At 70.6% G+C, this 20,761-nt stretch carries 13 protein-coding genes and 1 pseudogene; 6 read left to right on the top strand and 8 right to left on the bottom strand.

The features are described 5' to 3' along the window. Positions 1 to 19: 19 nt before the first annotated feature. Both ACZ6TU_RS19750 and ACZ6TU_RS19745 read left to right on the top strand, forming a co-directional pair. Positions 20 to 3,671 (top strand): annotated as a pseudogene (locus ACZ6TU_RS19750) (hydantoinase B/oxoprolinase family protein). After that, on the top strand, positions 3,652 to 4,257 hold the full coding sequence (locus ACZ6TU_RS19745; protein ID WP_467675224.1) for a GTP-binding protein: 606 nt from the start codon (positions 3,652 to 3,654) through the stop codon (positions 4,255 to 4,257). The pseudogene ACZ6TU_RS19750 and the gene ACZ6TU_RS19745 overlap by 20 nt, the downstream one beginning before the upstream one ends. 87 nt (positions 4,258 to 4,344) lie before the next feature. Here the strand turns inward: ACZ6TU_RS19745 and glpK are convergent, their stop codons facing one another. From glpK to ACZ6TU_RS19720, 5 genes are all read right to left on the bottom strand, one after another. Further along, a complete protein-coding gene (glpK, locus tag ACZ6TU_RS19740) occupies positions 4,345 to 5,865 on the bottom strand; it encodes a glycerol kinase GlpK (protein WP_467675222.1) in 1,521 nt (506 codons plus the stop codon). 19 nt (positions 5,866 to 5,884) lie between these two features. Further along, complete coding sequence (locus ACZ6TU_RS19735; protein ID WP_467675220.1) at positions 5,885 to 6,679, bottom strand: MIP/aquaporin family protein; 795 nt, start codon at positions 6,677 to 6,679, stop codon at positions 5,885 to 5,887. Positions 6,680 to 7,387: 708 nt separating this feature from the next. Further along, the gene (locus ACZ6TU_RS19730) at positions 7,388 to 9,040 is read right to left on the bottom strand and encodes an EAL domain-containing protein (protein WP_469549927.1); all 1,653 of its coding nucleotides are present in this window, start codon (positions 9,038 to 9,040) and stop codon (positions 7,388 to 7,390) included. A gap of 206 nt (positions 9,041 to 9,246) precedes the next feature. Beyond that, on the bottom strand, positions 9,247 to 10,437 hold the full coding sequence (locus ACZ6TU_RS19725; protein ID WP_467675216.1) for a lipid-transfer protein: 1,191 nt from the start codon (positions 10,435 to 10,437) through the stop codon (positions 9,247 to 9,249). After that, positions 10,434 to 10,859, bottom strand: a complete 426-nt coding sequence (locus tag ACZ6TU_RS19720; RefSeq protein WP_467675885.1) for a Zn-ribbon domain-containing OB-fold protein — start codon at positions 10,857 to 10,859, stop codon at positions 10,434 to 10,436. Before ACZ6TU_RS19720 ends, ACZ6TU_RS19725 begins: the two co-directional genes overlap by 4 nt. A 130-nt stretch (positions 10,860 to 10,989) precedes the next feature. Between ACZ6TU_RS19720 and ACZ6TU_RS19715 the strand changes: the two genes are divergently transcribed. Both ACZ6TU_RS19715 and ACZ6TU_RS19710 read left to right on the top strand, forming a co-directional pair. Further along, on the top strand, positions 10,990 to 11,799 hold the full coding sequence (locus ACZ6TU_RS19715; protein WP_469549925.1) for a M15 family metallopeptidase: 810 nt from the start codon (positions 10,990 to 10,992) through the stop codon (positions 11,797 to 11,799). A 47-nt stretch (positions 11,800 to 11,846) separates the two neighbouring features. After that, positions 11,847 to 12,383, top strand: coding sequence for an NUDIX domain-containing protein (locus ACZ6TU_RS19710; RefSeq protein ID WP_467675212.1), 537 nt, complete (start codon positions 11,847 to 11,849; stop codon positions 12,381 to 12,383). A gap of 2 nt (positions 12,384 to 12,385) precedes the next feature. Here ACZ6TU_RS19710 and ACZ6TU_RS19705 read toward each other — a convergent pair whose 3' ends face one another. Continuing rightward, a complete protein-coding gene (locus tag ACZ6TU_RS19705) occupies positions 12,386 to 14,752 on the bottom strand; it encodes a glycoside hydrolase family 31 protein (protein WP_469549922.1) in 2,367 nt (788 codons plus the stop codon). A gap of 212 nt (positions 14,753 to 14,964) precedes the next feature. Between ACZ6TU_RS19705 and ACZ6TU_RS19700 the strand changes: the two genes are divergently transcribed. Together ACZ6TU_RS19700 and ACZ6TU_RS19695 are read left to right on the top strand one after the other, a co-directional pair. Continuing rightward, entirely contained in the window at positions 14,965 to 16,932 is a 1,968-nt protein-coding gene (locus ACZ6TU_RS19700) for an acetoacetate--CoA ligase (RefSeq protein WP_469549919.1), read from the top strand. A gap of 126 nt (positions 16,933 to 17,058) precedes the next feature. Continuing rightward, positions 17,059 to 17,949: a hypothetical protein gene (locus ACZ6TU_RS19695; protein WP_467675206.1), complete on the top strand. Its 891-nt coding sequence runs from the start codon at positions 17,059 to 17,061 to the stop codon at positions 17,947 to 17,949. A 70-nt stretch (positions 17,950 to 18,019) separates the two neighbouring features. On the opposite strand, the gene ptsP is transcribed toward ACZ6TU_RS19695, so the two are convergent. Together ptsP and ACZ6TU_RS19685 are read right to left on the bottom strand one after the other, a co-directional pair. After that, the gene (gene ptsP / locus ACZ6TU_RS19690; RefSeq protein ID WP_469549916.1) at positions 18,020 to 19,690 is read right to left on the bottom strand and encodes a phosphoenolpyruvate--protein phosphotransferase; all 1,671 of its coding nucleotides are present in this window, start codon (positions 19,688 to 19,690) and stop codon (positions 18,020 to 18,022) included. A gap of 78 nt (positions 19,691 to 19,768) precedes the next feature. Then, a complete protein-coding gene (locus ACZ6TU_RS19685; protein WP_467675202.1) occupies positions 19,769 to 20,218 on the bottom strand; it encodes a PTS sugar transporter subunit IIA in 450 nt (149 codons plus the stop codon). Positions 20,219 to 20,761 lie beyond the last annotated feature (543 nt).

The following is a 20,761-nucleotide window of genomic DNA, read 5'->3' as shown; positions in this document are numbered from 1 at the left end:
GCGGAAGCGGGGTACTGACGTGACAGGCTGGCAGTTCTGGGTCGACCGAGGCGGCACCTTCACCGACATCGTCGCGCGTCGCCCGGACGGCCGGCTGCTCACGCACAAGCTGCTGTCGGACAGCCCGGCCCGCTACGCCGACGCGGCGGTCGAGGGCGTCCGCACCCTGCTGGCCGGCTCCGGAGACCCCGTCGACACCGTGCGCATGGGCACGACGGTCGCCACCAACGCCCTCCTGGAGCGCAAGGGCGAGCGGACCCTGCTGGTCATCACCCGCGGCTTCCGCGACGCCCTGCGCATCGCCTACCAGAACCGCCCGAGCATCTTCGCCCGCCGCATCGAACTGCCCGCGCTGCTGTACGAACGGGTCGTCGAGGTCGACGAGCGCATCGCCGCCGACGGCAGCATCCTGCTCGCGCCTGACCTGGACGCCCTCGCCAGGCCCCTCCAGGAGGCGTATGACGACGGGATCCGAGCCGTCGCCGTGGTCTGCATGCACAGCCACCTCCACCCCGCCCACGAACAGGCCGTCGGGGAACTCGCCGCCCGCGTCGGCTTCCCGCAGATCTCGCTCTCCAGCGAGGCCAGCCCCCTGATGAAGCTCGTCCCCCGCGGGGACACCGCCGTCGTCGACGCCTACCTCTCTCCCGTCCTGCGCCGCTACGTCCGGCACGTCGCCGACGCCCTCGAAGGCGTACGGCTGATGTTCATGCAGTCCAACGGAGGCCTCACCGAGGCCGGGCAGTTCCGCGGCAAGGACGCCATCCTGTCCGGGCCGGCCGGTGGCATCGTCGGCATGGCCCGCATGTCGCAGCTCTCCGGCTTCGACCGGGTCATCGGCTTCGACATGGGTGGCACCTCCACCGACGTCTCCCACTTCGCGGGCGAGTACGAACGCGTCTTCGACAGTCGGATCGCCGGCGTCCGGCTGCGCGCACCCATGCTCGACATCCACACCGTCGCCGCCGGCGGCGGCTCCGTCCTGCACTTCGACGGCTCCCGGTACCGCGTAGGGCCTGACTCGGCGGGCGCGGACCCGGGGCCCGCCTGTTACCGCGGCGGGGGCCCGCTCGCCGTCACCGACGCCAACGTCATGCTCGGCCGCATCCAGCCCGCCCACTTCCCGAAGGTGTTCGGCGCGAACGGCGACGAGCCCCTCGACGACGCACTCGTCCGGGACCGCTTCACCGCCCTCGCGCGCGAGATCCGCGAGAAGACCGGCGACGACCGCACCCCCGAACAGGTCGCCGAGGGGTACCTGCAGATCGCCGTCGCCAACATCGCGTCTGCCGTGAAGCGGATCTCCGTCCAGAAGGGCCACGACGTCACCCGCTACGCCCTCACCACCTTCGGCGGCGCCGGCGGCCAGCACGCCTGCCTGGTCGCCGACTCGCTCGGCATCCGCACCGTCCTCGTGCCGCCCATGGCCGGTGTCCTCTCCGCACTCGGCATCGGCCTCGCCGACACCACCGCCATGCGCGAACAGTCCGTCGAGGCGCCCCTGGAACCCGCCTCCATGCCCGGCGTCCTCAAGACCGCCGAAGACCTGGAAGCCGCGGCACGCGCCGAACTCCTCGCCGAGGACGTCCCCGAGGAACACATCGAGATCACCCGCCGCGCGCAGCTCCGCTACGACGGCACCGACACCACCCTCACCGTCGAGCTGACCGAGCCCCGCACGATGCGGCACGCCTTCGAAGAACGTCATCGCGCCACGTACTCCTTCACGCTCGACCGCCCGATCGTCGTCGAAGCCCTCTCCGTCGAAGCCACCGGCATCACCGAACCCCCCGATCTCTCCGCTCTCGCCCCCTACGAAGCCACCGCCGACGGCAGCCCCGCGGCGTCGCAGTCCGTCCGCCTCCACACGGGCGGCGCCTGGCGCGACGTACCCCTCCACCGCCGCGAGGCCCTTCCCCCCGGCGACACCGTCACCGGTCCCGCGATCATCACCGAAGCCGGCGCGACGACCGTCGTCGACGACGGCTGGCGGGCCGCGGCGACCGACGAGGGGCATCTGGTCATGGAACGCGCCGCGATTACGGAGAGTTCCGATCTCGACACGAAAGTCGACCCGGTTCTGCTCGAGGTCTTCAACAACCTCTTCATGTCCATCGCCGAACAGATGGGCGCCCGTCTCGAATCCACGGCCCAGTCCGTCAACATCAAGGAGCGCCTGGACTTCTCCTGCGCGCTCTTCGACCCGGACGGAAACCTGGTGGCCAACGCCCCGCACATCCCCGTCCACCTGGGTTCGATGGGCACGAGCGTCAAGGAGGTCATCCGGCGGCGAGGCTCCCGCATGCGCCCGGGCGACACCTATGCCGTCAACGACCCGTACCACGGCGGCACCCATCTGCCCGACGTCACCGTGATCACCCCCGTCTTCGACACCGCCCCGTCGGGCGACACGGAGAGTGACCCCGAGATCCTCTTCTACGTCGCCTCACGCGGCCACCACGCCGAGATCGGCGGCATCGCCCCCGGCTCCATGCCCGCGAACAGCCGCACCATCGAGGAGGAGGGAGTCCTCTTCGACAACTGGCTGCTCGCCGAGAACGGCCGCTTCCGCGAGGCCGAGACCCTCCGCCTCCTCACCGAGGCGCCGTACCCCTCCCGCAATCCGAAGACCAACCTCGCCGACCTGCGCGCCCAGATCGCCGCCAACCAGAAGGGCGTCGACGAGGTCGGCCGCATGATCGAGGACTTCGGCCTCGATGTCGTCCAGGCCTACATGAGGTATGTCCAGGACAACGCGGAAGAGGCCGTGCGCCGCGTCATCGACGCCCTCGACGACGGCGACTACGCCTACGAGACCGACTCGGGAGCCGTCATCCGCGTCACCGTGCGCGTGGACCGCGAGAACCGGGCCGCGACCATCGACTTCACCGGAACCTCGGCGCAGCTGCCGACCAACTTCAACGCCCCCTTCTCGGTCGTCAACGCGGCCGTCCTGTACGTCTTCCGCACGCTCGTCGCCGACGACATCCCCCTCAACGACGGCTGCCTGCGTCCCCTGGACATCGTCGTACCGCCCGGCTCCCTGCTCGCACCCGAGCCGCCGGCCGCCGTCGTCGCAGGCAACGTGGAGACCTCCCAGGCCGTCACCGGTGCCCTCTACGCGGCGCTCGGCGTCCAGGCCGAGGGCTCCGGGACGATGAACAACGTCACCTTCGGCAACGAACGCCACCAGTACTACGAGACCGTCGCCTCCGGCTCCGGCGCGGGCGACGGCTTCCCGGGCGCCTCCGTCGTCCAGACCCACATGACCAACTCCCGCCTCACCGACCCCGAGGTCCTGGAGTGGCGACTGCCCGTGCGCCTCGAGGAGTTCGCGGTCCGGCGCGGCAGCGGCGGAGCCGGCCGGTGGCGCGGCGGCGACGGCGCCGTGCGTCGTATCCGGTTCCTGGAGCCCATGACCGTCTCCACGCTGTCCCAGCACCGGCGTGTCCCCCCGTACGGTATGGCGGGCGGAGAGCCGGGCGCTCTCGGCGCCAACCGGGTGGAACACGCCGGCGGCACCGTGACCGAACTCGGCGGCAGCGACTCCGCGGACGTCGTCACCGGCGACGTACTCGTCATCGAAACCCCAGGCGGCGGGGGCTACGGCCCGCCGTCGCCCGAACCCCCATCAAGCAGGAGAAGAGATCGATGATCTTCGGGCGTTCTGAGCGCGGCAAGCCTCCGGTCGAGCCCGTCACGCTCAAGATCCTGGTGGCCGGCGGCTTCGGCGTGGGCAAGACCACGCTCGTCGGCGCGGTCAGCGAGATCCGGCCGCTGCGCACCGAGGAACTGCTCACCGAGGCCGGGCGTCCCATCGACGACACCAGCGGTGTCGAAGGCAAGCACACCACGACCGTGGCCATGGACTTCGGCCGCATCACGCTCCGCGAGGACCTGGTGCTGTACCTCTTCGGCACGCCCGGCCAGGAGCGGTTCTGGTTCATGTGGGACGAGCTCTCCGAGGGCGCTCTCGGTGCCGTGGTTCTCGCCGACACCCGTCGCCTGGAGGACTCCTTCGCCGCCGTCGACTACTTCGAACGGCGCTCGATACCGTTCCTCGTCGGCGTCAACTGCTTCGAGGGCGCCCCGCGTTACCCGGTGGAGGACGTGCGCCAGGCCCTCGACCTCGACGACGGCGTACCGCTCCTGATGTGCGACGCCCGCGACCGCGAGTCGGTCAAGGAAGCACTCATCGGCGTCGTCCAGCACGCCATGGCGTACGCGGCCGACCGCCGCCAGACGGCGACCACCTGACGCTCGGCCGACCGGCGGGCGCGGACCGTACCCCCGCCGACAGGGGTACGGCCCGCAGTCCGGAAACGCCGCTCCACGCGCGCGTGGCTAGCTGTCGCCGTCCTCCTCCCAGCCGAAGCTCTTCTCCACGGCCTTGCGCCAGTTGTGGTGCTCGCGGTCCCGCACCGACGCCTCCATGGACGGCGTCCACTCGACGTCCTTCTGCCAGTGCGCCTTGAGCTCGTCCAGGTCGTTCCACACACCGGTGGCCAGACCGGCCGCGTACGCGGCGCCCAGACAGGTGGTCTCGGAGACCTTGGGCCGCACCACCGGCACGTCGAGCACGTCCGCCTGGTGCTGCATGAGCAGGTTGTTCTTCGTCATGCCGCCGTCGACCTTCAGAGTGGTGATGTGCACCCCGGAGTCCTGGTACATGGCGTCCACGACCTCGCGCGTCTGCCAGCTCGTCGCCTCCAGCACCGCGCGCGCGAGGTGCGCCTTCGTGACGTACCGGGTCAGCCCGGTTACCACACCACGTGCGTCGGAGCGCCAGTACGGCGCGAACAGGCCCGAGAACGCCGGCACGATGTACGCGCCGCCGTTGTCCTCCACGCTCGCGGCCAAGGGCTCGATCTCGTCGGCGGTACGGATGATGCCGAGCTGGTCGCGGAACCACTGGACCAGCGCGCCCGTTATGGCTATCGACCCCTCCAGACAGTAGACCGGCGCCTCGCCGCCGATCTTGTACCCCATCGTCGTCAGCAGGCCGCTCTTCGACGCCACCGGGCGGTTGCCGGTATTGAGCAGCAGGAAGCTGCCCGTGCCGTACGTGTTCTTCGCCGTGCCGACGTCGTAGCAGGCCTGGCCGAACACGGCGGCCTGCTGGTCGCCCAGCGCGGAGGCGACGGGTACGCCGGCGAGCTGGCCGAGGGCGGTGCCGTACACCTCGGCGGAGGACTTGATCTCGGGCAGCATGGCCTCGGGGATGTTCATCGCCGAGAGGATCGAGGAGTCCCACTGGAGGGTCTCCAGGTTCATCAGCATGGTGCGCCCGGCATTGGTCACGTCGGTGACGTGCTGCCCGCCGTCCGTGCCGCCGGTGAGGTTCCAGATCAGCCAGGAGTCCATCGTGCCGAAGGCGATCTCACCGCGTTCGGCACGCGTCCGGAGATCCGGCACATTGTCGAGCAGCCAGGCCGCCTTGGGCCCGGAGAAGTAGGTGGCCAGCGGAAGGCCCGTCTGCTCGCGGAAACGGTCCTGCCCCTCCGAGCCGCCCAGCTGGTTGCACAGCGCCGCCGTCCGCGTGTCCTGCCACACGATGGCGTTGTGCACCGGCTTGCCCGTCGCGCGGTCCCACAGGAGGGTGGTCTCGCGCTGATTGGTGATCCCCATCGCGCTCAGCTGGTCGGCACGCAGGCCGGCCTTGGCGAGCGCCCCGGCGACCACCGCCTGCACCTTGGACCAGATCTCGGTGGCGTCGTGCTCCACCCACCCGGGTTTCGGGAAGATCTGGCGGTGCTCGCGCTGGTCCACGGCGACGATGGCGCCGTCCTGGTTGAAGACGATGCAGCGGCTGGAGGTGGTGCCCTGGTCGATTGCGGCGACGTACTTCTCGGCGTTTTCCGTCATGGCTACCCCTTGGGCTGGTTCAGAAGGCTGCGTTGTAGATGAGGCCACCCAGCAGTCCGCCGATCAGTGGGCCGGCGACCGGGATCCACGAGTAGCCCCAATCGGACGTTCCCTTGTTCGGGATCGGCAGGAGGGTGTGGATGATGCGTGGGCCGAGGTCACGCGCCGGGTTGATGGCATAGCCCGTGGGACCACCCAGGGACAGGCCGATGCCGACGACCAGGAGGGCGACCAGGAGGATCGCGATGCCGGACCCGTAGATGCCCTCGGCGCCGGGGACCAGTCCGATGCCGATGCCCTCGACGTGCCTGTTGTTACCGACCAGGGCGAGGAGGGGCAACACCAGGGCGATGGTCGCGAGGATCTCGGTGACCAGGTTGGCCACCGGGTTCCGGATCTCGGGGATCGTGGAGAAGATGCCCAGCGTCGGGACCGGTTCGTCCGCCGTGCCCTCCGTGGTGCCCGTCTTCCGCACATTGGCCTGGAACTGGGCGAAGTACACGAGGTAGGCCAAGACAGCCCCGATCATGGCACCGGCCATCTGCCCGAGCAGGTAGATCCAGACCTTGTCCCACACGCCGGTGTCGACGGCGATGCCGAAGGTGACGGCCGGGTTCAGGTGCCCTCCGGAGAGAGGAGCGGCGGTGTACGCGCCGGCCAGCACACCGAAGCCCCAGCCGAACGCGATCACCACCCACCCGGCGGCCCGGGCTTTGGAGAATCTGAGGGTGACGGCGGCGCACACACCGGCACCGAACAGGATCAGGATCGCCGTGCCGATCATCTCGCCGAAGAAGATGTCTCCGTTACTCATGGCGGCTCCTAGGCCGTGGCCCGGGACGGTCCGCCCCGGTCCTCACGTGCAGGGTGCGTTTCCCATGACTCTTCAGCCGAAGGCAGGGAGATCCCGCGCCCCGCCCGGCGTCCGTGACGAGCGTGCCGTCGCAGCCGAATCGCCCGTGGGGGGAAGGGCCTTGGCGTAGGCGCGCCCTCGCGCCGCAGTGCCGGATACGCCGAGTATGTACGGCGATGTCGACTGACACGGGAAGTGTTCACCGGCACCCAGGGGGCGTCAAGGTCGCCGACCGCAACGGTTGACGGCCATGTGACGGCAGTCGGGCTCCTGCGGGCCGGGTGGCCGGTTGTACGGCCCTGGCGCCCGGTCGGGTCGTTGTTCGGATCTGGTCGGGCCCTACGCGGACCTTGGTGACCCGCGCGAGGCATTGCTGGTGGTGTCGTCCGGCCTCCACTGAGCTCCGCCTTGGGCGACCGCCCAGCCGCACCTGACTTCTCGCTTGCTAGCCACCAGCATCCACCTGACCAGGCGGTCTCTCAACCGGACGAGCTGCGCCCCGCTCCTGGCCCCGTACAGGGCCCTTTTGGGCGGGCCACAGCCGTGCCCAGGCGCCCGCCCCCGACGGCACCACAACCCCACCTGCCTCCAAACGGACCCATTCTGCCGCCCCACACCCCCGGTAGCCCCAGACCGCCCCAGGCCGCCCCAGGAGTCTGCACGTCCCTCTCACGCCACACCCGGCTCCGCCACCCCACACCCCGCCCGTGCCGGCGTCGGCTCAGCGCCGCGGCGGGTCTCATGTCCGGGCACACCCGCCCGGCCCAGCACCCAACTCGCCCCGTGCAGCGCCTTCGCCGCCTTCTTCAATGGGGCCAGGCAGGCCGCCGCCTGCCGGTGGTCGGTCACGCTGCCCGGCGCGCACAGCACTGTGGCGAGCGACAGCGTGACCGGCCGACCGCCCGCCGACCAGGGGGCGTCCAGCACGGAGGCGGCCAACGGATCGAGACTCTCCGGTTCGGCGAGCACCAGGAAGTCGTCGCCGCCGATGTGTCCCACGCGGGTGCCGTCCGTCGCCGCCTGCTGCAACGCACGCCCCACCGCCCGGATCAGCTCGTCGCCCGCCGCGAACCCGGCCCCGTCGTTGACCTGCTTGAAGTGGTCGACGTCCAGCCAGCTCAGCGCGAACGCCCGCCCGGACGCGATCCGCCGGTCCACCTCACCGGTGATCGCGTCCGAGCCGGGCAGACGCGTCAGCGGATTCAGCCCCGCAGCCTCCTCCACCTGTGTCTCGGCCAGTGCGCGCACGAGATCCGCGAGCCGTACGACGCCCACACACCGCCCGTACTCGTCCACGACGGCGACATCGTCCGACGTACGGTCCCGTTCGCCGACCGCCACGACGTCCAGCACCTCCCAGGCGGTGGCGTCGATGCCCACCATCCGCGGTGGGTCACCGAGCTTGACCGCGGGCCGGTCGGCGTACAGGGCGTGCCCGTAGCGCCCCGACATCGACAGCAGGAAGCGGGACCGGTGCACCGACCGGACCGGCACTCCGGCGGTGTCCACGAGCAGCACCCCGGACACGTCCGGCGAGCCGGTCAGCAGCGCCCGGACCTGCCCGGCGGACGCCGTGGCCGGCAGCAGCGCGGCGGGGCGCACGAACTCCCGCACCGACGGCCCGGACCGCGGCACGGCCACATCGGCGGGGGCGCGGGGCGGAACGTAGACGTCCGCGGCGGGCAGCCGGGCCGGCGGGGCGAACAGCTCGCCCTGCGCCAGCTGCGCCCCGGCCGCCAGCGCCGCCGCGCACTGCCCTTCGGTCTCGACGCCCTCGACGGCCAGGAGAGCCCCCAACCCTTCGCACAGCGTCCGCATCGACCGCACCACCGCCGGCCGCGCCAGCAGCGATGCGTCCAGCTTCACCAGGTCGGGCGTGATGTCCGAGAGGAGCCGCAAGGGCACGTCACCGTCGCCGACACCGTCCGCGCAGATCCGGAAGCCCTGACCGCGCAGCCTGGACACCGCCTCCAGCAGTGCCCGCTGCGGCACGTGCGTGTACGGCGGACAGACGTCGATCGTCACCTCCCACGGAAGCCGCCCCGCCTCGCGCACGGCGTCGTGCAGCGAAGGGAGCCCGCCGAGGTCGGCGAGGGTGCCGGCGAACACGTTGACGAACAGTGGCAGCAGGGTCTCCTTGCGCACCGCCGCGCGGACCGCCGACACCGCCAGCCGGCTGTCGAGCTCGGGATCCCGGCGGGCCTCGGCCAGGATGTCGCCGGTCTCCGGGCGGGCGAGTATCTCCAGGCCTGCCACCGCGCCGGTCGTCAGGTTGACCACCGGTTGGAAGGCGAAGCGGAGAGTGTCCGTCCAGGAGTGCACGGGAGCATGATGGCTCCACCGGCGCACGCCCAAGCGCAGTTCATGAGACGTTCACGCAGGATTCCGGAGTGGTCACACAGCGTATGCCAGGCGCGGCCACGGCCGCACCGCCAGCGCCCACGTCGGCACGGCTCCGTGGCACGACCCGGCACAGCCCGGTGCCACGTCCGACACAGGGCTCACGTCCGACACAGGGCTCACCGCACTCACCGCACCGCGATCACCGCCGACCCATGCCCGAACAATCCCTGGTTCGCGCTGATGCCCACGCGCGCTCCGACGACCTGCCGGTCACCCGCCTCGCCCCGCAACTGCCAGGCCAGCTCGCACACCTGGGCTATCGCCTGCGCCGGCACCGCCTCGCCGAAGGAGGCCAGCCCACCGCTGGCGTTCACCGGTATTCGACCGCCCAGGGCCGTCGCCCCGTCCCGCAGCAGCTTCACGCCCTCGCCTTCGCCGCACAGCCCCAGGTCCTCGTACCACTGCAACTCGAGCGCCGTGGACAGGTCGTAGACCTCGGCCAGCGACAGGTCCTCCGGCCCGACTCCGGCCTCCTCGTAGGCCGCCCGGGCGATGGACACCCGGAACGTCTCGGCGGGCGGATCGACCGCCACCGCGGAGTCCGTGGCGATGTCCGGCAGGTCCAGAACGGTGTTCGGGTAGCGCGGCGTCACCGTCGACACGGCCCGGATCCGCACCGGATCCGCATGACCGTGCCGCCGGGCGAACTCCAAGCTGGACAGCACCACCGCCGCGCCGCCGTCGGAGGTCGCGCAGATGTCGAGCAGCCGCAGCGGATCGGCGACGACGGCGGAGGCGGCGACCTCCTCGGCGGTGACCCGCCGGCGGTAGCGCGCGTTGGGGTTCAGCGCTCCCATCGCCGCATTCTTCACCTTCACCTGTGCGAAGTCGTCCGGGGTGTCGCCGTGCACGGCCATGCGCCTGCGGGCGTACAACCCGAAGTACACGGGGTTGGTCGCCCCGAGAACCCGGAACCGCAGCCAGTCGGGATCGTCGGCCCGGTCTCCCCCCGCGGGACGGAAGAATCCCTTGGGGGCGGCATCGGCTCCCACCACGAGCGCCACGTCGGTGAGCCCGGAGAGGATCTGCGCCCGCGCGGCGTCCACGGCCTGCGCCCCGGACGCGCACGCCGCGTACACGCTCGTGACCCGGGCTCCTTGCCAACCCAGTGCTTTCGCGAACGTCGCTCCGGCGACATATCCGGGATAGCCGCCACGGACGGTGTTCGCGCCGATGACTGAACCGATCTCCCGCCAGTCAAGGCCGGCCTCGGTGAGCGCCGCGTGGGCGGCCGCGACGCCGTACTCGACGAAGTTCCGTCCCCACTTGCCCCACGGGTGCAGGCCCGCGCCCAGCACCGCCACCTCGCCCGTCACGCCTCCACCCCCGTCGGCCGCCAGTGCCACGTCGTCCAGGTCGTTTCCGCGTCCTCGTGGAGCACGCCGGGCACAACCTCCACCTCCATGCCCACCGTCAGGTCCGCGACGGTGACCCCGGGAGCCGCCTGTCCCAGGACCACGATCCGCTCGGCCTCCAGCTCCACAGCGATCAACGCGCACGGCTCCCACGAAAGTTCCGGATCGCTCACGTAGGGTGACGGCGGCCGGTACCGGCTGTCCGTGTACGACCAGACGCGGCCACGCCGCGACAGCGGGACCTGCGCCAAAGCTCCGCCCGCACAGGCCGGGTTGCGGCAGTGATGGTCCTCGCGGGGGAAGAAGACCGAGGCACACGCCGCACAACGCGTGCCGAGCAGCCGGAAGCCGTCCCCCTCCCCGGCGAACCACCCCGCCACCACAGGTGTTCGTGTACGCGACACACTGCCTCCCCGCAGACCGAATCTGACGGAACGTCAGAAGTCTGCCACGGCCTCCCGGATTTCGGCATCCCTTCCCCGGCGGGACCGACTCCTGGTAGACGCAGGAGCCATGACACGACTCACCACCGTGGCACGCGGCCTGATCACCGCCTTCGCCGCCGTGCTGGCAGCGACCGCCCCCACCACCACCGCCCAGGCCCAGACCGGGCCTCAGGCGCCCAAGGACTTCGTGGCCCTGCCTAGCGTGGACCCGACGATCATCCAGGAGATGCGCTACTTCACCCCGCACAACTTCGTCGGCGAGCGCATCGACGGGTACGTCCAGCCGATCTGTGTCCTCACCCGCCCTGCCGCCCAAGCCCTCCGCAGGGCCCAGACGAAGCTGCTGCGCCAGGGCTACACACTCAAGGTGTACGACTGCTACCGGCCGCAGCGCGCTGTGGACCACTTCGTCCGCTGGGCCAAGGACCTCGACGACCAGGCCATGAAGGGCGAGTTCTACCCGAACGTCGACAAGACCCGGCTGTTCGCCGACGGCTACATCGCCGAGAAGTCCGGCCACAGCCGCGGATCGACCCTGGACATCACCCTCGTGAAACTGCCGGCGAAGCCGACCCGGCCGTACCACCCCGGAGAGCCCCTCGTGCCGTGCTTCGCACCCAAGAACGAGCGGTTCCCCGACAACTCCGTCGACATGGGCACCGGCTTCGACTGCTTCGACACCCTTTCGCACACCCTCGACCCACGCGTCCAGGGCGAACAGCGCGCCAACCGGCTGCTCCTCAAGAGCACCCTCGAAGGTCTCGGCTTCGTGAACCTGGCAGAGGAGTGGTGGCACTACACCTACAAGCCCGAGCCCTACCCGGACACCTACTTCGACTTCCCCGTGTCCAAGAAGGCGCTCACCAGCGCTCACTGAACCGCCCGCCCGAGACGCCCTCTCCGTGATCCGCTACAGTCCGCCGCGTGTCCGAAACTCAGCACTCCAGTTCCAACTCCGCGCCGAACGCCCACTGTTCGAGCTGCGGCGCGCCCTACGGAGAGGGCGTCTCGGGCTGGCCCCGCACCTGCCCGGCGTGCGGCGGCGTGGCCTACCGCAATCCACTCCCGGTCGCGGTGGCCCTCCAGCCCGTGTACGACACCAAGGGCACCGCCCTGGTCGTCATCACCCGAACCGTCGCCCCCGCGCGCGGGGGCACGGCCCTGCCCGGTGGCTACATCGACGACCGGGAGGACTGGCGGCACGCCGTCGTACGCGAACTCAAGGAGGAAACGGGCATCGACGCCGCCAGTCGCGACGTACGCCTCGTCGACGCGATGAGCTCGCCCGACGGACACCTGCTGCTGTTCGGCCTCCTACCGGAACGCCCTGTCGAGGGCCTGCCGCCCTCCGCCGCCACGGACGAGACGGAGGGCTGGCATCTCCTGCGCAGGGCGGAGGAACTCGCCTTCCCCCTGCACACCGTGGCCGTACGGGCCTGGTTCGAGGGCCGCTACATCTGAGCTCATCGCTCCCCGGCCCCGCGGACGCGCACCGGGTGGGACGGCTCGCCCCCGCCGTCCTCCCCCTCCCGCTCGACGACCACCCGCGAGCCCATCCACCGAGCGGTGTAGCGCTCGATCTCCGGCTCGTCCCACCCGTCGCCCCCGTCCGGCACGACCAGCCCGCCCCCGGTCCGTCCCCGGGCCGGCGCCCACACCTCCAGCTCCAGCCCACCGTCCTCCCCGCGTACGGGAAGCACCGCACCCGCGCGTGCGAACACCGGGATCCGCGACAGAGGTGCGTCGACGAGCACCTGCGCCGGCCCCTCGTACGCCTGCTCCGTCACCGTGTCGTACCAGCGCCCCCGCGGCAGCTGCACGGCACGCCGGTCCGCGCCCGGGTCGAGCACCGGCGCCACCAGCAGGCTGTCACCCAGCAGGAAGGCGTCCCCACAGTCACGCAGCGCCCGCTCCTCCGGCGCCGCCCACCACAGGGGCCGCACATAGGGAGCTCCGGTACGCCGCGCCAGATGCGCCAGCGTCACGAAGTACGGCAGCAGCCGTCGGCGTTCGACGAGCGCCACGCGCGCGTGCTCCAGCACCTCGGCACCGAACTCCCACGGCTCCCTGCGCCCCGCCCGCAGACTCGCGTGCGTACGGAACAGCGGCAGATACGCGCCCAGCTGGAACCACCGCAGGAACAGCTCGGGCGAGGGATCCCCGTCGAAGCCTCCGATGTCCGGCCCCGAGTACGGCACACCGCACAGACCGAGCCCCATCACCAGCGCCAAGGACGCCCGCAGTCCCGGCCAGCCGGTCGCCACGTCCCCCGACCAGGTCCCGCCGTAGCGCTGCATGCCGGCCCACCCGGAGCGGGAGAACAGGAACGGCCGCTCCTGGGGCGCGAGCTTCCGCAGCCCCTCGAAGCCCGCCCTGGCCATGCACAGCGCGTACACGTTGTGCGCCTCACGATGGTCACCGCCCCGCCCCTCCAAGGAGTGCCGCGCCGAACGCGGCAGCGTCGACTCCCCGAAGGCGGCGAACGACGTGGGCTCGTTCATGTCGTGCCAGAAGCCCGAGAACCCCTGCGTGAGCCGCTCCTCGTAGAGGCCGCCCCACCACTCACGCACGCGCGCGTGCGTGAAATCGGGAAACACCGCCTCCCCGGGCCACACCACACCCTGCACGACCTGCCCGGAGGCATCCCGCACGAACGCGTCCTCGGCCGTCCCACCGTCGTACACGGCATTGCCGGGCAGCGCCTTCACGGCCGGGTCGACGATCGACACCAGCCGGATGCCGTCCCGCCGGAGTTCCTCGGCCAGAACAGGCAGCTTCGGGAAGCGGTCCTGGTCGACGGTGAACACCTGATGCGTGTCGAGGTGGTCGATGTCCAGGTGCACGGCGTCGAGCGGCAGACCGTGCTCCAGGTAACCCGCGACGATCCGCCGCACCTCCTGCTCCCTGCCGAACCCCCACCGCGCGTGGTGATGGCCGAGCGCCCACGCGGGCGGCAACGCGGGCGCGCCGGTGAGTGAGGCCCAGGCGAGCAGCACGCGCGCGGGGGTGCCCACCATCACCCAGCAACGCAGGGGACCGCCGTCCATCCGCAGCTCGCTCGTCCCGGCCCGATCATGCCCGGAGCCGGCGCCCTCCTCGCCCTCCCGCAGCGTCACCCTGCCGTCCCACGAGCTGTCGTGAAACACCAGATGAGTACCGCCGTCGGACACCACCATCTGCACGGGCATCGTGATGTACAGCGGGTCGTCACCGGGCGCGAAGGCGTGACCGGGGTCGGTGTTCCACAGCCGGTACGTCCCGTCCGGCAGCCGAGGACCCGAAGCACGACCACCCAGCCCGAAGAACCGCGCGTCGGCAGCCACCTCCGACCGCTGCATCCACCGCGCCGGGCCACCGCCGACCGGCTCCCACCACCGCGGCGGCAGATCACGGCGCAGGGTCACGCCACCGGGGGTGAGCACCTCCACCGCGCCATGCCGCGACACGGCGACCGTCACCCGCTCGGCCACCACCCGCCAGCCGCCGTCCTTGTCCGGCTCCAGCACCGCCCGGGGATCAGCCTCCGGACACCGGCCGGCCAGCGCGTACGACGGCTCGGGTTCCGCCCCGTCCCAGCCCCAGAAGACGGCGCCGTTCAGGGCGACGAGAATCCGCAGCTCCGACCGGCTGAACCGGACGACTCCGCCCCCCGGCCCCGGCTCCACCTCCTGCACGGCACCGGGCACCCGCGCGCGCTCCGCCCCCCGCGACGGCAGCCCGGTGGCGTCGGCCCGCCGCCTGCGCCACGCTGCTCGTACGGTACGCACACCCAGCGCCGCGCCCACCGAACCCACCGCTTTCACCGAACGCACCAGGTCACGACCGTTCATGCTGCTCACCCTGCCACTGACCGCCCTACGCGCGGGTGTCGTTCAACTGCCGTTCACCCGTGCCACGACCACATCTTCACGACACGGACTATGTGGGGCGCACCCTGGTGCCGAAGTCGATCACATGGCATTGTCCGTGCCAGCCGCGTCACGCGCACACCCCAGCCCGTGCGCGGAGGACGCACACGACGCGCACAGTCCGGGAGCCGACCATGTCGACCGATAGTCCTCAGCCGCTCTGGCAGCCAGATCCCGAGCGCATCGCCCGGGCACGGATCACGAGGTTCCAGGCCTGGGCGGCCGAGCACCACGGCGCCCCCGCCGAGGGCGGCTACGCGGCCCTCCAGCGCTGGTCCGTCGACGAGCTGGACACCTTCTGGAAAGCCGTCACGGAGTGGTTCGACGTCCGCTTCTCGACGCCCTACGCGCGCGTGCTCGGCGACCGTTCGATGCCAGGCGCCCAGTGGTTCCCCGGGGCGACCCTCAACTACGCCGAACACGCCCTCCGCGCGGCCGACACCCGCGCTGACCAACCGGCCCTCCTGTACGTCGACGAGACGCATGAACCAAGCCCCGTCACCTGGGCCGAACTGCGCCGCCAGGTCGGCTCCCTGGCCGCCGAGCTGCGCGCCCTCGGCGTACGCCCCGGAGACCGTGTCAGCGGCTATCTCCCCAACGTCCCGCAGGCCGTGGTCGCCCTCCTCGCCACAGCCGCCGTGGGCGCCGTCTGGACGTCCTGCGCGCCCGACTTCGGCGCACGCAGCGTCCTCGACCGCTTCCAGCAGGTCGAACCCGTCCTGCTGTTCACGGTCGACGGCTACCGCTACGGCGGCAAGGAGCACGACCGCCGCGAGATCGTCGCCGAACTGCGCCGCGAACTGCCCACCCTGCGCGCCGTCGTCCACATCCCCCTCCTCGGCACGGAGGCACCCGAGGGCGCCCTGGACTGGTCGGCCCTCACCTCCGCCGACACGGACCCCGTCTTCGAGCAGGTGCCCTTCGACCACCCCCTGTGGGTGCTCTACTCCTCCGGCACGACCGGCCTGCCCAAGGCCATCGTCCAGTCCCAGGGCGGCATCCTCGTCGAGCACCTCAAGCAACTCGGCCTGCACTGCGACCTGGGCCCCGAGGACCGCTTCTTCTGGTACACGTCGACCGGCTGGATGATGTGGAACTTCCTCGTCTCCGGCCTGCTCACCGGCACCACGATCGTCCTCTACGACGGCAGCCCCGGCTACCCGGACACCGGCGCCCAGTGGCGCATCGCCGAACGCACCAAAGCCACCCTCTACGGCACCTCGGCCGCCTACGTCATGGCCTGCCGCAAGGCGGGCGTACACCCGTCCCGCGACTTCGACCTCTCCTCCGTCCAGTGCGTCGCCACCACCGGCTCGCCCCTGCCACCCGACGGCTTCCGCTGGCTCCACGACGAGGTCCGAGACGACCTGTGGATCGCCTCCGTCAGTGGCGGCACGGACGTGTGCTCCTGCTTCGCCGGAGCCGTACCGACCCTCCCGGTCCACGTCGGCGAGCTCCAGGCCCCCTGCCTCGGCACCGACCTCCAGTCCTGGGACCCGAGCGGCACCCCCCTGGTCGACGAGGTCGGCGAACTCGTGGTCACCAACCCCATGCCGTCGATGCCGATTCACTTCTGGAACGACCCCGACGGCAGCCGCTACCACGACAGCTACTTCGACACGTACCCCGGCGTATGGCGGCACGGCGACTGGATCACCGTCACCTCCCGCGGATCCGTCGTCATCCACGGCCGCTCCGACTCCACGCTCAACCGCCAGGGCGTACGCATGGGATCCGCCGACATCTACGAGGCCGTGGAGCGCCTCCCCGAGATCAGGGAATCCCTCGTCATCGGCATCGAACAGCCCGACGGCGGATACTGGATGCCCCTCTTCGTGCACCTGGCCCCCGGAGCCGTCCTCGACGAGGCCCTGCTGAACCGCATCAAGCGGACCATCCGCGAACAACTGTCACCGCGCCACGTCCCCGACGAGATCATCGAAGTACCCGGCGTCCCCCACACCCTGACCGGCAAACGCATCGAGGTCCCGGTCAAACGCCTCCTCCAGGGCACCCCGCTGGAGAAGGCGGTCAACCCGGGCTCGATCGACAACCTCGACCTGCTGGGCTTCTACGAGGACCTGGCCCGAAAACGCGCCTGACCGAACCACCCTCGGACTCGCCGACGGCCACGGTGAGTCCGAGGCCGATCCCCTTGCCCAGGCCCCGTTGTCAGTGCCGCCGATTACTGTGAGTGAGCATTGATCGACCATGCACAGGGGGAACAAATGACGCACACCGACAGCCGGACCATGCGACGTGTCCTGCGCCGCGAAATCGCCGGCACCATCGGCCTGCTCACCGACGAGCACGACTTCCGGGCCATGCGGCGCTACCGCAGCTTCACCTTCGACGACCACGCGGCCTACCTCAAGCATGTGGAAGGCCTCCTCAGGACTCGGGCGCTACAAGGCAGCCACACCACGGTGGCCCTCTTCGACCCCGAGGAGTACGCCGAGTTCTGCACGCAAAAAGGCCTCGACCCCGACAACCCGTCGAGCCGCACACGCTTCACGGCACGACTCGCGGTAACAGGCCCGACCCTTCCGTACGACGGCCAGCCCCTGTCCGACCTCCTCCCCGCCCTCGTCGACGAGGCCGTGCGACAGGCCACCTGGGAGTACGCGACCACACTGCTTGCTCACCTGGGCGCCTGCACCTCCTGCGGCGAGGACATCGGACGCACCGCCTTCGCCCGGGCCTCGGACCTTCTCGTCCGCATCCTCGACACGGCCCCACCCGGCAACCGGCACCTCGTATGCAGCGTCACCGGACCGCCCGAAACACTCGTCGCCGCCCTCCACGTCGCCGACACCGGCGGCGCCGTCGAACTGGACGAGACCGAAGCCCTCGAGTTCACCACGGTCCTGGCCCTCGGCCTGGCCACCGAAAGCCCCGGAGGACTCGTCATCCGCGCCAGCGCCCCCGGCAGCCCGGACCGCGTCTACGGCTGGCGTCTGCGCGCATACGGACTCGAACCCCTCACAGCGGGAGAGGTCTTCGACGCCTACTGCACCGACGTCGAATCCGGTGACCTGATCTCCCCTGAATCCAACGTCGATTACTGCGAGCCGCCCGGCCTGGGAGAGGTGAAACCGGCACAGGGACACAACCACTGAAAAACGGGCGGGGCGCCCCACCTCAGTGGAGCGCCCTGCCCGGGCAGCCATCGGCCGGCCACGCCCGGACTCACTCGCCCGACAACACCGCCTGCGCCGCGCTGCGCGCGTCCTCGGCGGTGTCCGAGGCCCGTGCCGCCGCAGCGGCCCGCTCGCACTGCGCCAGCGTGTACTTCGCCAGCGTGGCCCGGACATAGGGAATCGACGCCGCGCCCATCGAAAGGGAGGTGACGCCCAGACCAGCCAGCACACACGCGAGCAGCGGGTCGGACGCGGCCTCACCACAGACGCCACAGCTCTTGCCCTCGGCCTTCGCCGCCTCGGCGGACAGCGCTACCAGGTCGAGCAGCGCGGGCTGCCATGGGTCCTGGAGACGGGAGACCGCACCCACCTGACGGTCGGCGGCGAAGGTGTACTGCGCCAGGTCGTTCGTCCCCAGCGACAGGAACTCGACCTCCTGGAGAATCGAGCGCGCCCGCAGCGCGGCCGACGGGATCTCGACCATCGCGCCGAACTTCGCCCGCAGCCCAGCCTCTCGGCACGCGTCCGCGAAGGCCCGGGCATCGGTGCGGTCCGCGACCATCGGGGCCATGACCTCGAGGTAGACCGGCAGCCCTTCCGCGGCCTTCGCGAGCGCCGTCAGCTGGGTACGCAGAACCTCCGGATGATCCAGCAGCGTCCGCAGGCCCCGCACGCCGAGCGCCGGGTTCGGCTCGTCGGCCGGCGTCAGGAAGTCGAGCGGTTTGTCCGCACCCGCGTCCAGCACGCGCACCACGACACGCCCCTCGGGGAACGCCTCCAGCACCTGCCGGTACGCAGCGACCTGCTTCTCCTCGGACGGTGCCTGCTTGCTGTCGTCCAGGAAGAGGAACTCGGTACGGAAGAGACCGACACCCTCGGCCTCGGCCTCGACAGCTGCTTCCACATCCGCAGGGCCGCCGATGTTCGCGAGCAGCGGTACCTTGTGACCGTCCGCAGTGGCACCGGGACCCGTCGAGGCCGCCAGCGCCGCCCTGCGCTCGGAGGCCGCGGCCTCGAGCTGAGCCTTCTTCCCATCGCTCGGGTCCACGAAGATCTCGCCGGTGCTGCCGTCGACGGCGATCATCGTGCCCTCGGCGAGCTCCCCGGCACCCGGCAGCGCGACCACGGCCGGCACCCCGAGCGCCCGCGCCAGAATCGCGCTGTGGCTGGTCGGACCGCCCTCCTCGGTGACGAAGCCGAGCACCAGAGTCGGGTCCAGCAGCGCCGTGTCGGCAGGCGCGAGGTCACGGGCGACAAGAACATAGGGCTCGTCGCTGTCGGGCACACCCGGCATCGGCACACCCAGCAGACGGGCGACGATACGATTCCGCACGTCGTCGAGGTCGGCCACGCGACCGGCGAGGTACTCACCGGCGCCCGCAAGCAGCTCGCGGTACGCGGCGAACGCGTCGTACACCCCGCGCTCGGCCGTGCTGCCGACGGCGATCCGCCGCTCCACGTCTGCCATCAGCTCGGGGTCCTGGGCCATCATGGCCTGGGCTTCGAGCACCGCCTGTGCTTCACCCCCCGCCAAGTTGCCCCGCGCCATCAGGTCGGCCGCCACAGCTTCCACGGCCTTGCGGGCGCGCCCCTGTTCGCGCTCCGCCTCCTCCGCGGGGATCTGCTTCGCGGGCGGCTCCAGCACCGCCGTTCCCATATGCCGAACCTCGCCGATAGCCACACCGTGGCTCACGCCGACGCCTCGCAGCGTTGTGTCCATCTCACCCGTCTCCGATAGTGCGGCGGATTCAGCCGCCGCGTTGGTTCACCTGCTAGCCGCCGTACGACGGCACTGACGTCACTTCCAGAGGAAGAGACTGTCGCCGGCCTTCACATCGCCGTCGTCACGAAGATCGGAGAGTGCTTCGGCCGTGGCCTCCAGCGCCACGATCGGGCAGACCGCGGACTTGCCGGCGGCCTCGACGGCAGCCGGGTTCCAGCGCACGATGCCCTGCCCGCGGCTGACGGTGTCACCCTTGTTCACGAGCAGCTCGAAACCCTCGCCGTTGAGCTGCACGGTGTCGATACCGAGGTGGGTGAGCACACCGTGACCGTTCTCGTCGACGACGACGAACGCGTGCGGGTGCAGGGAGACGATAACGCCGTCCACGGGCGAGACGGCCTCGGAAGGCTCACGTACGGGGTCGATCGCTGTGCCCGGGCCGACCATGGCCCCGGAGAAGACCGGATCCGGCACGGCTGCCAGTCCGATGGCGCGTCCTGCGAGTGGGGACGTCACGGTGGTCATGGGAAGCCTCCCAGGGGTGGAGATCGATATGGGCCGTCCCTGTCGGTACCGGGCGGCACACTGTTCAGCAGGGTATGTCACCTGAAGTGCGGGTTCGGCGAGAGCGCTTCAGAGTGGTCTAGACCATACCGCAAATCGATTTGCACCCGCTCCCCGGCCGCGTGTACAGTCGTACTCCTGCCTGGGGCTGAGCGACGCAACCTCGTGTCCTCGCCTGGCAGCACCCAACTTGTCAGATCCTATCTCGGGGTCGCCTTCTGCATGCCTGCAGGACGGTGGTCAGAGGGCCGGAAAAACACTGGTAGAGTTGGAAACATCGAAGGGAAGCGCCCGGAGGAAAGCCCGAGAGGGTGAGTACGAAGGAAGCGACCGTTCCTTGAGAACTCAACAGCGTGCCAAAAGTCAACGCCAGATATGTTGATACCCCGTCCATCGGACAATCGATGGTCGAGGTTCCTTTGAAAAAACACAGCGAGGACGCTGTGAACGGTCGGGCCTATTCCGCCTGACTGTTCCGCTCTCGTGGTGTTGCACCGGATTACC

The organism is Streptomyces sp. NPDC052064, assembly GCF_055585925.1.
Note: the sequence above shows the minus strand (reverse complement) of the source record. Positions and strands in the feature narration are given on the sequence as shown.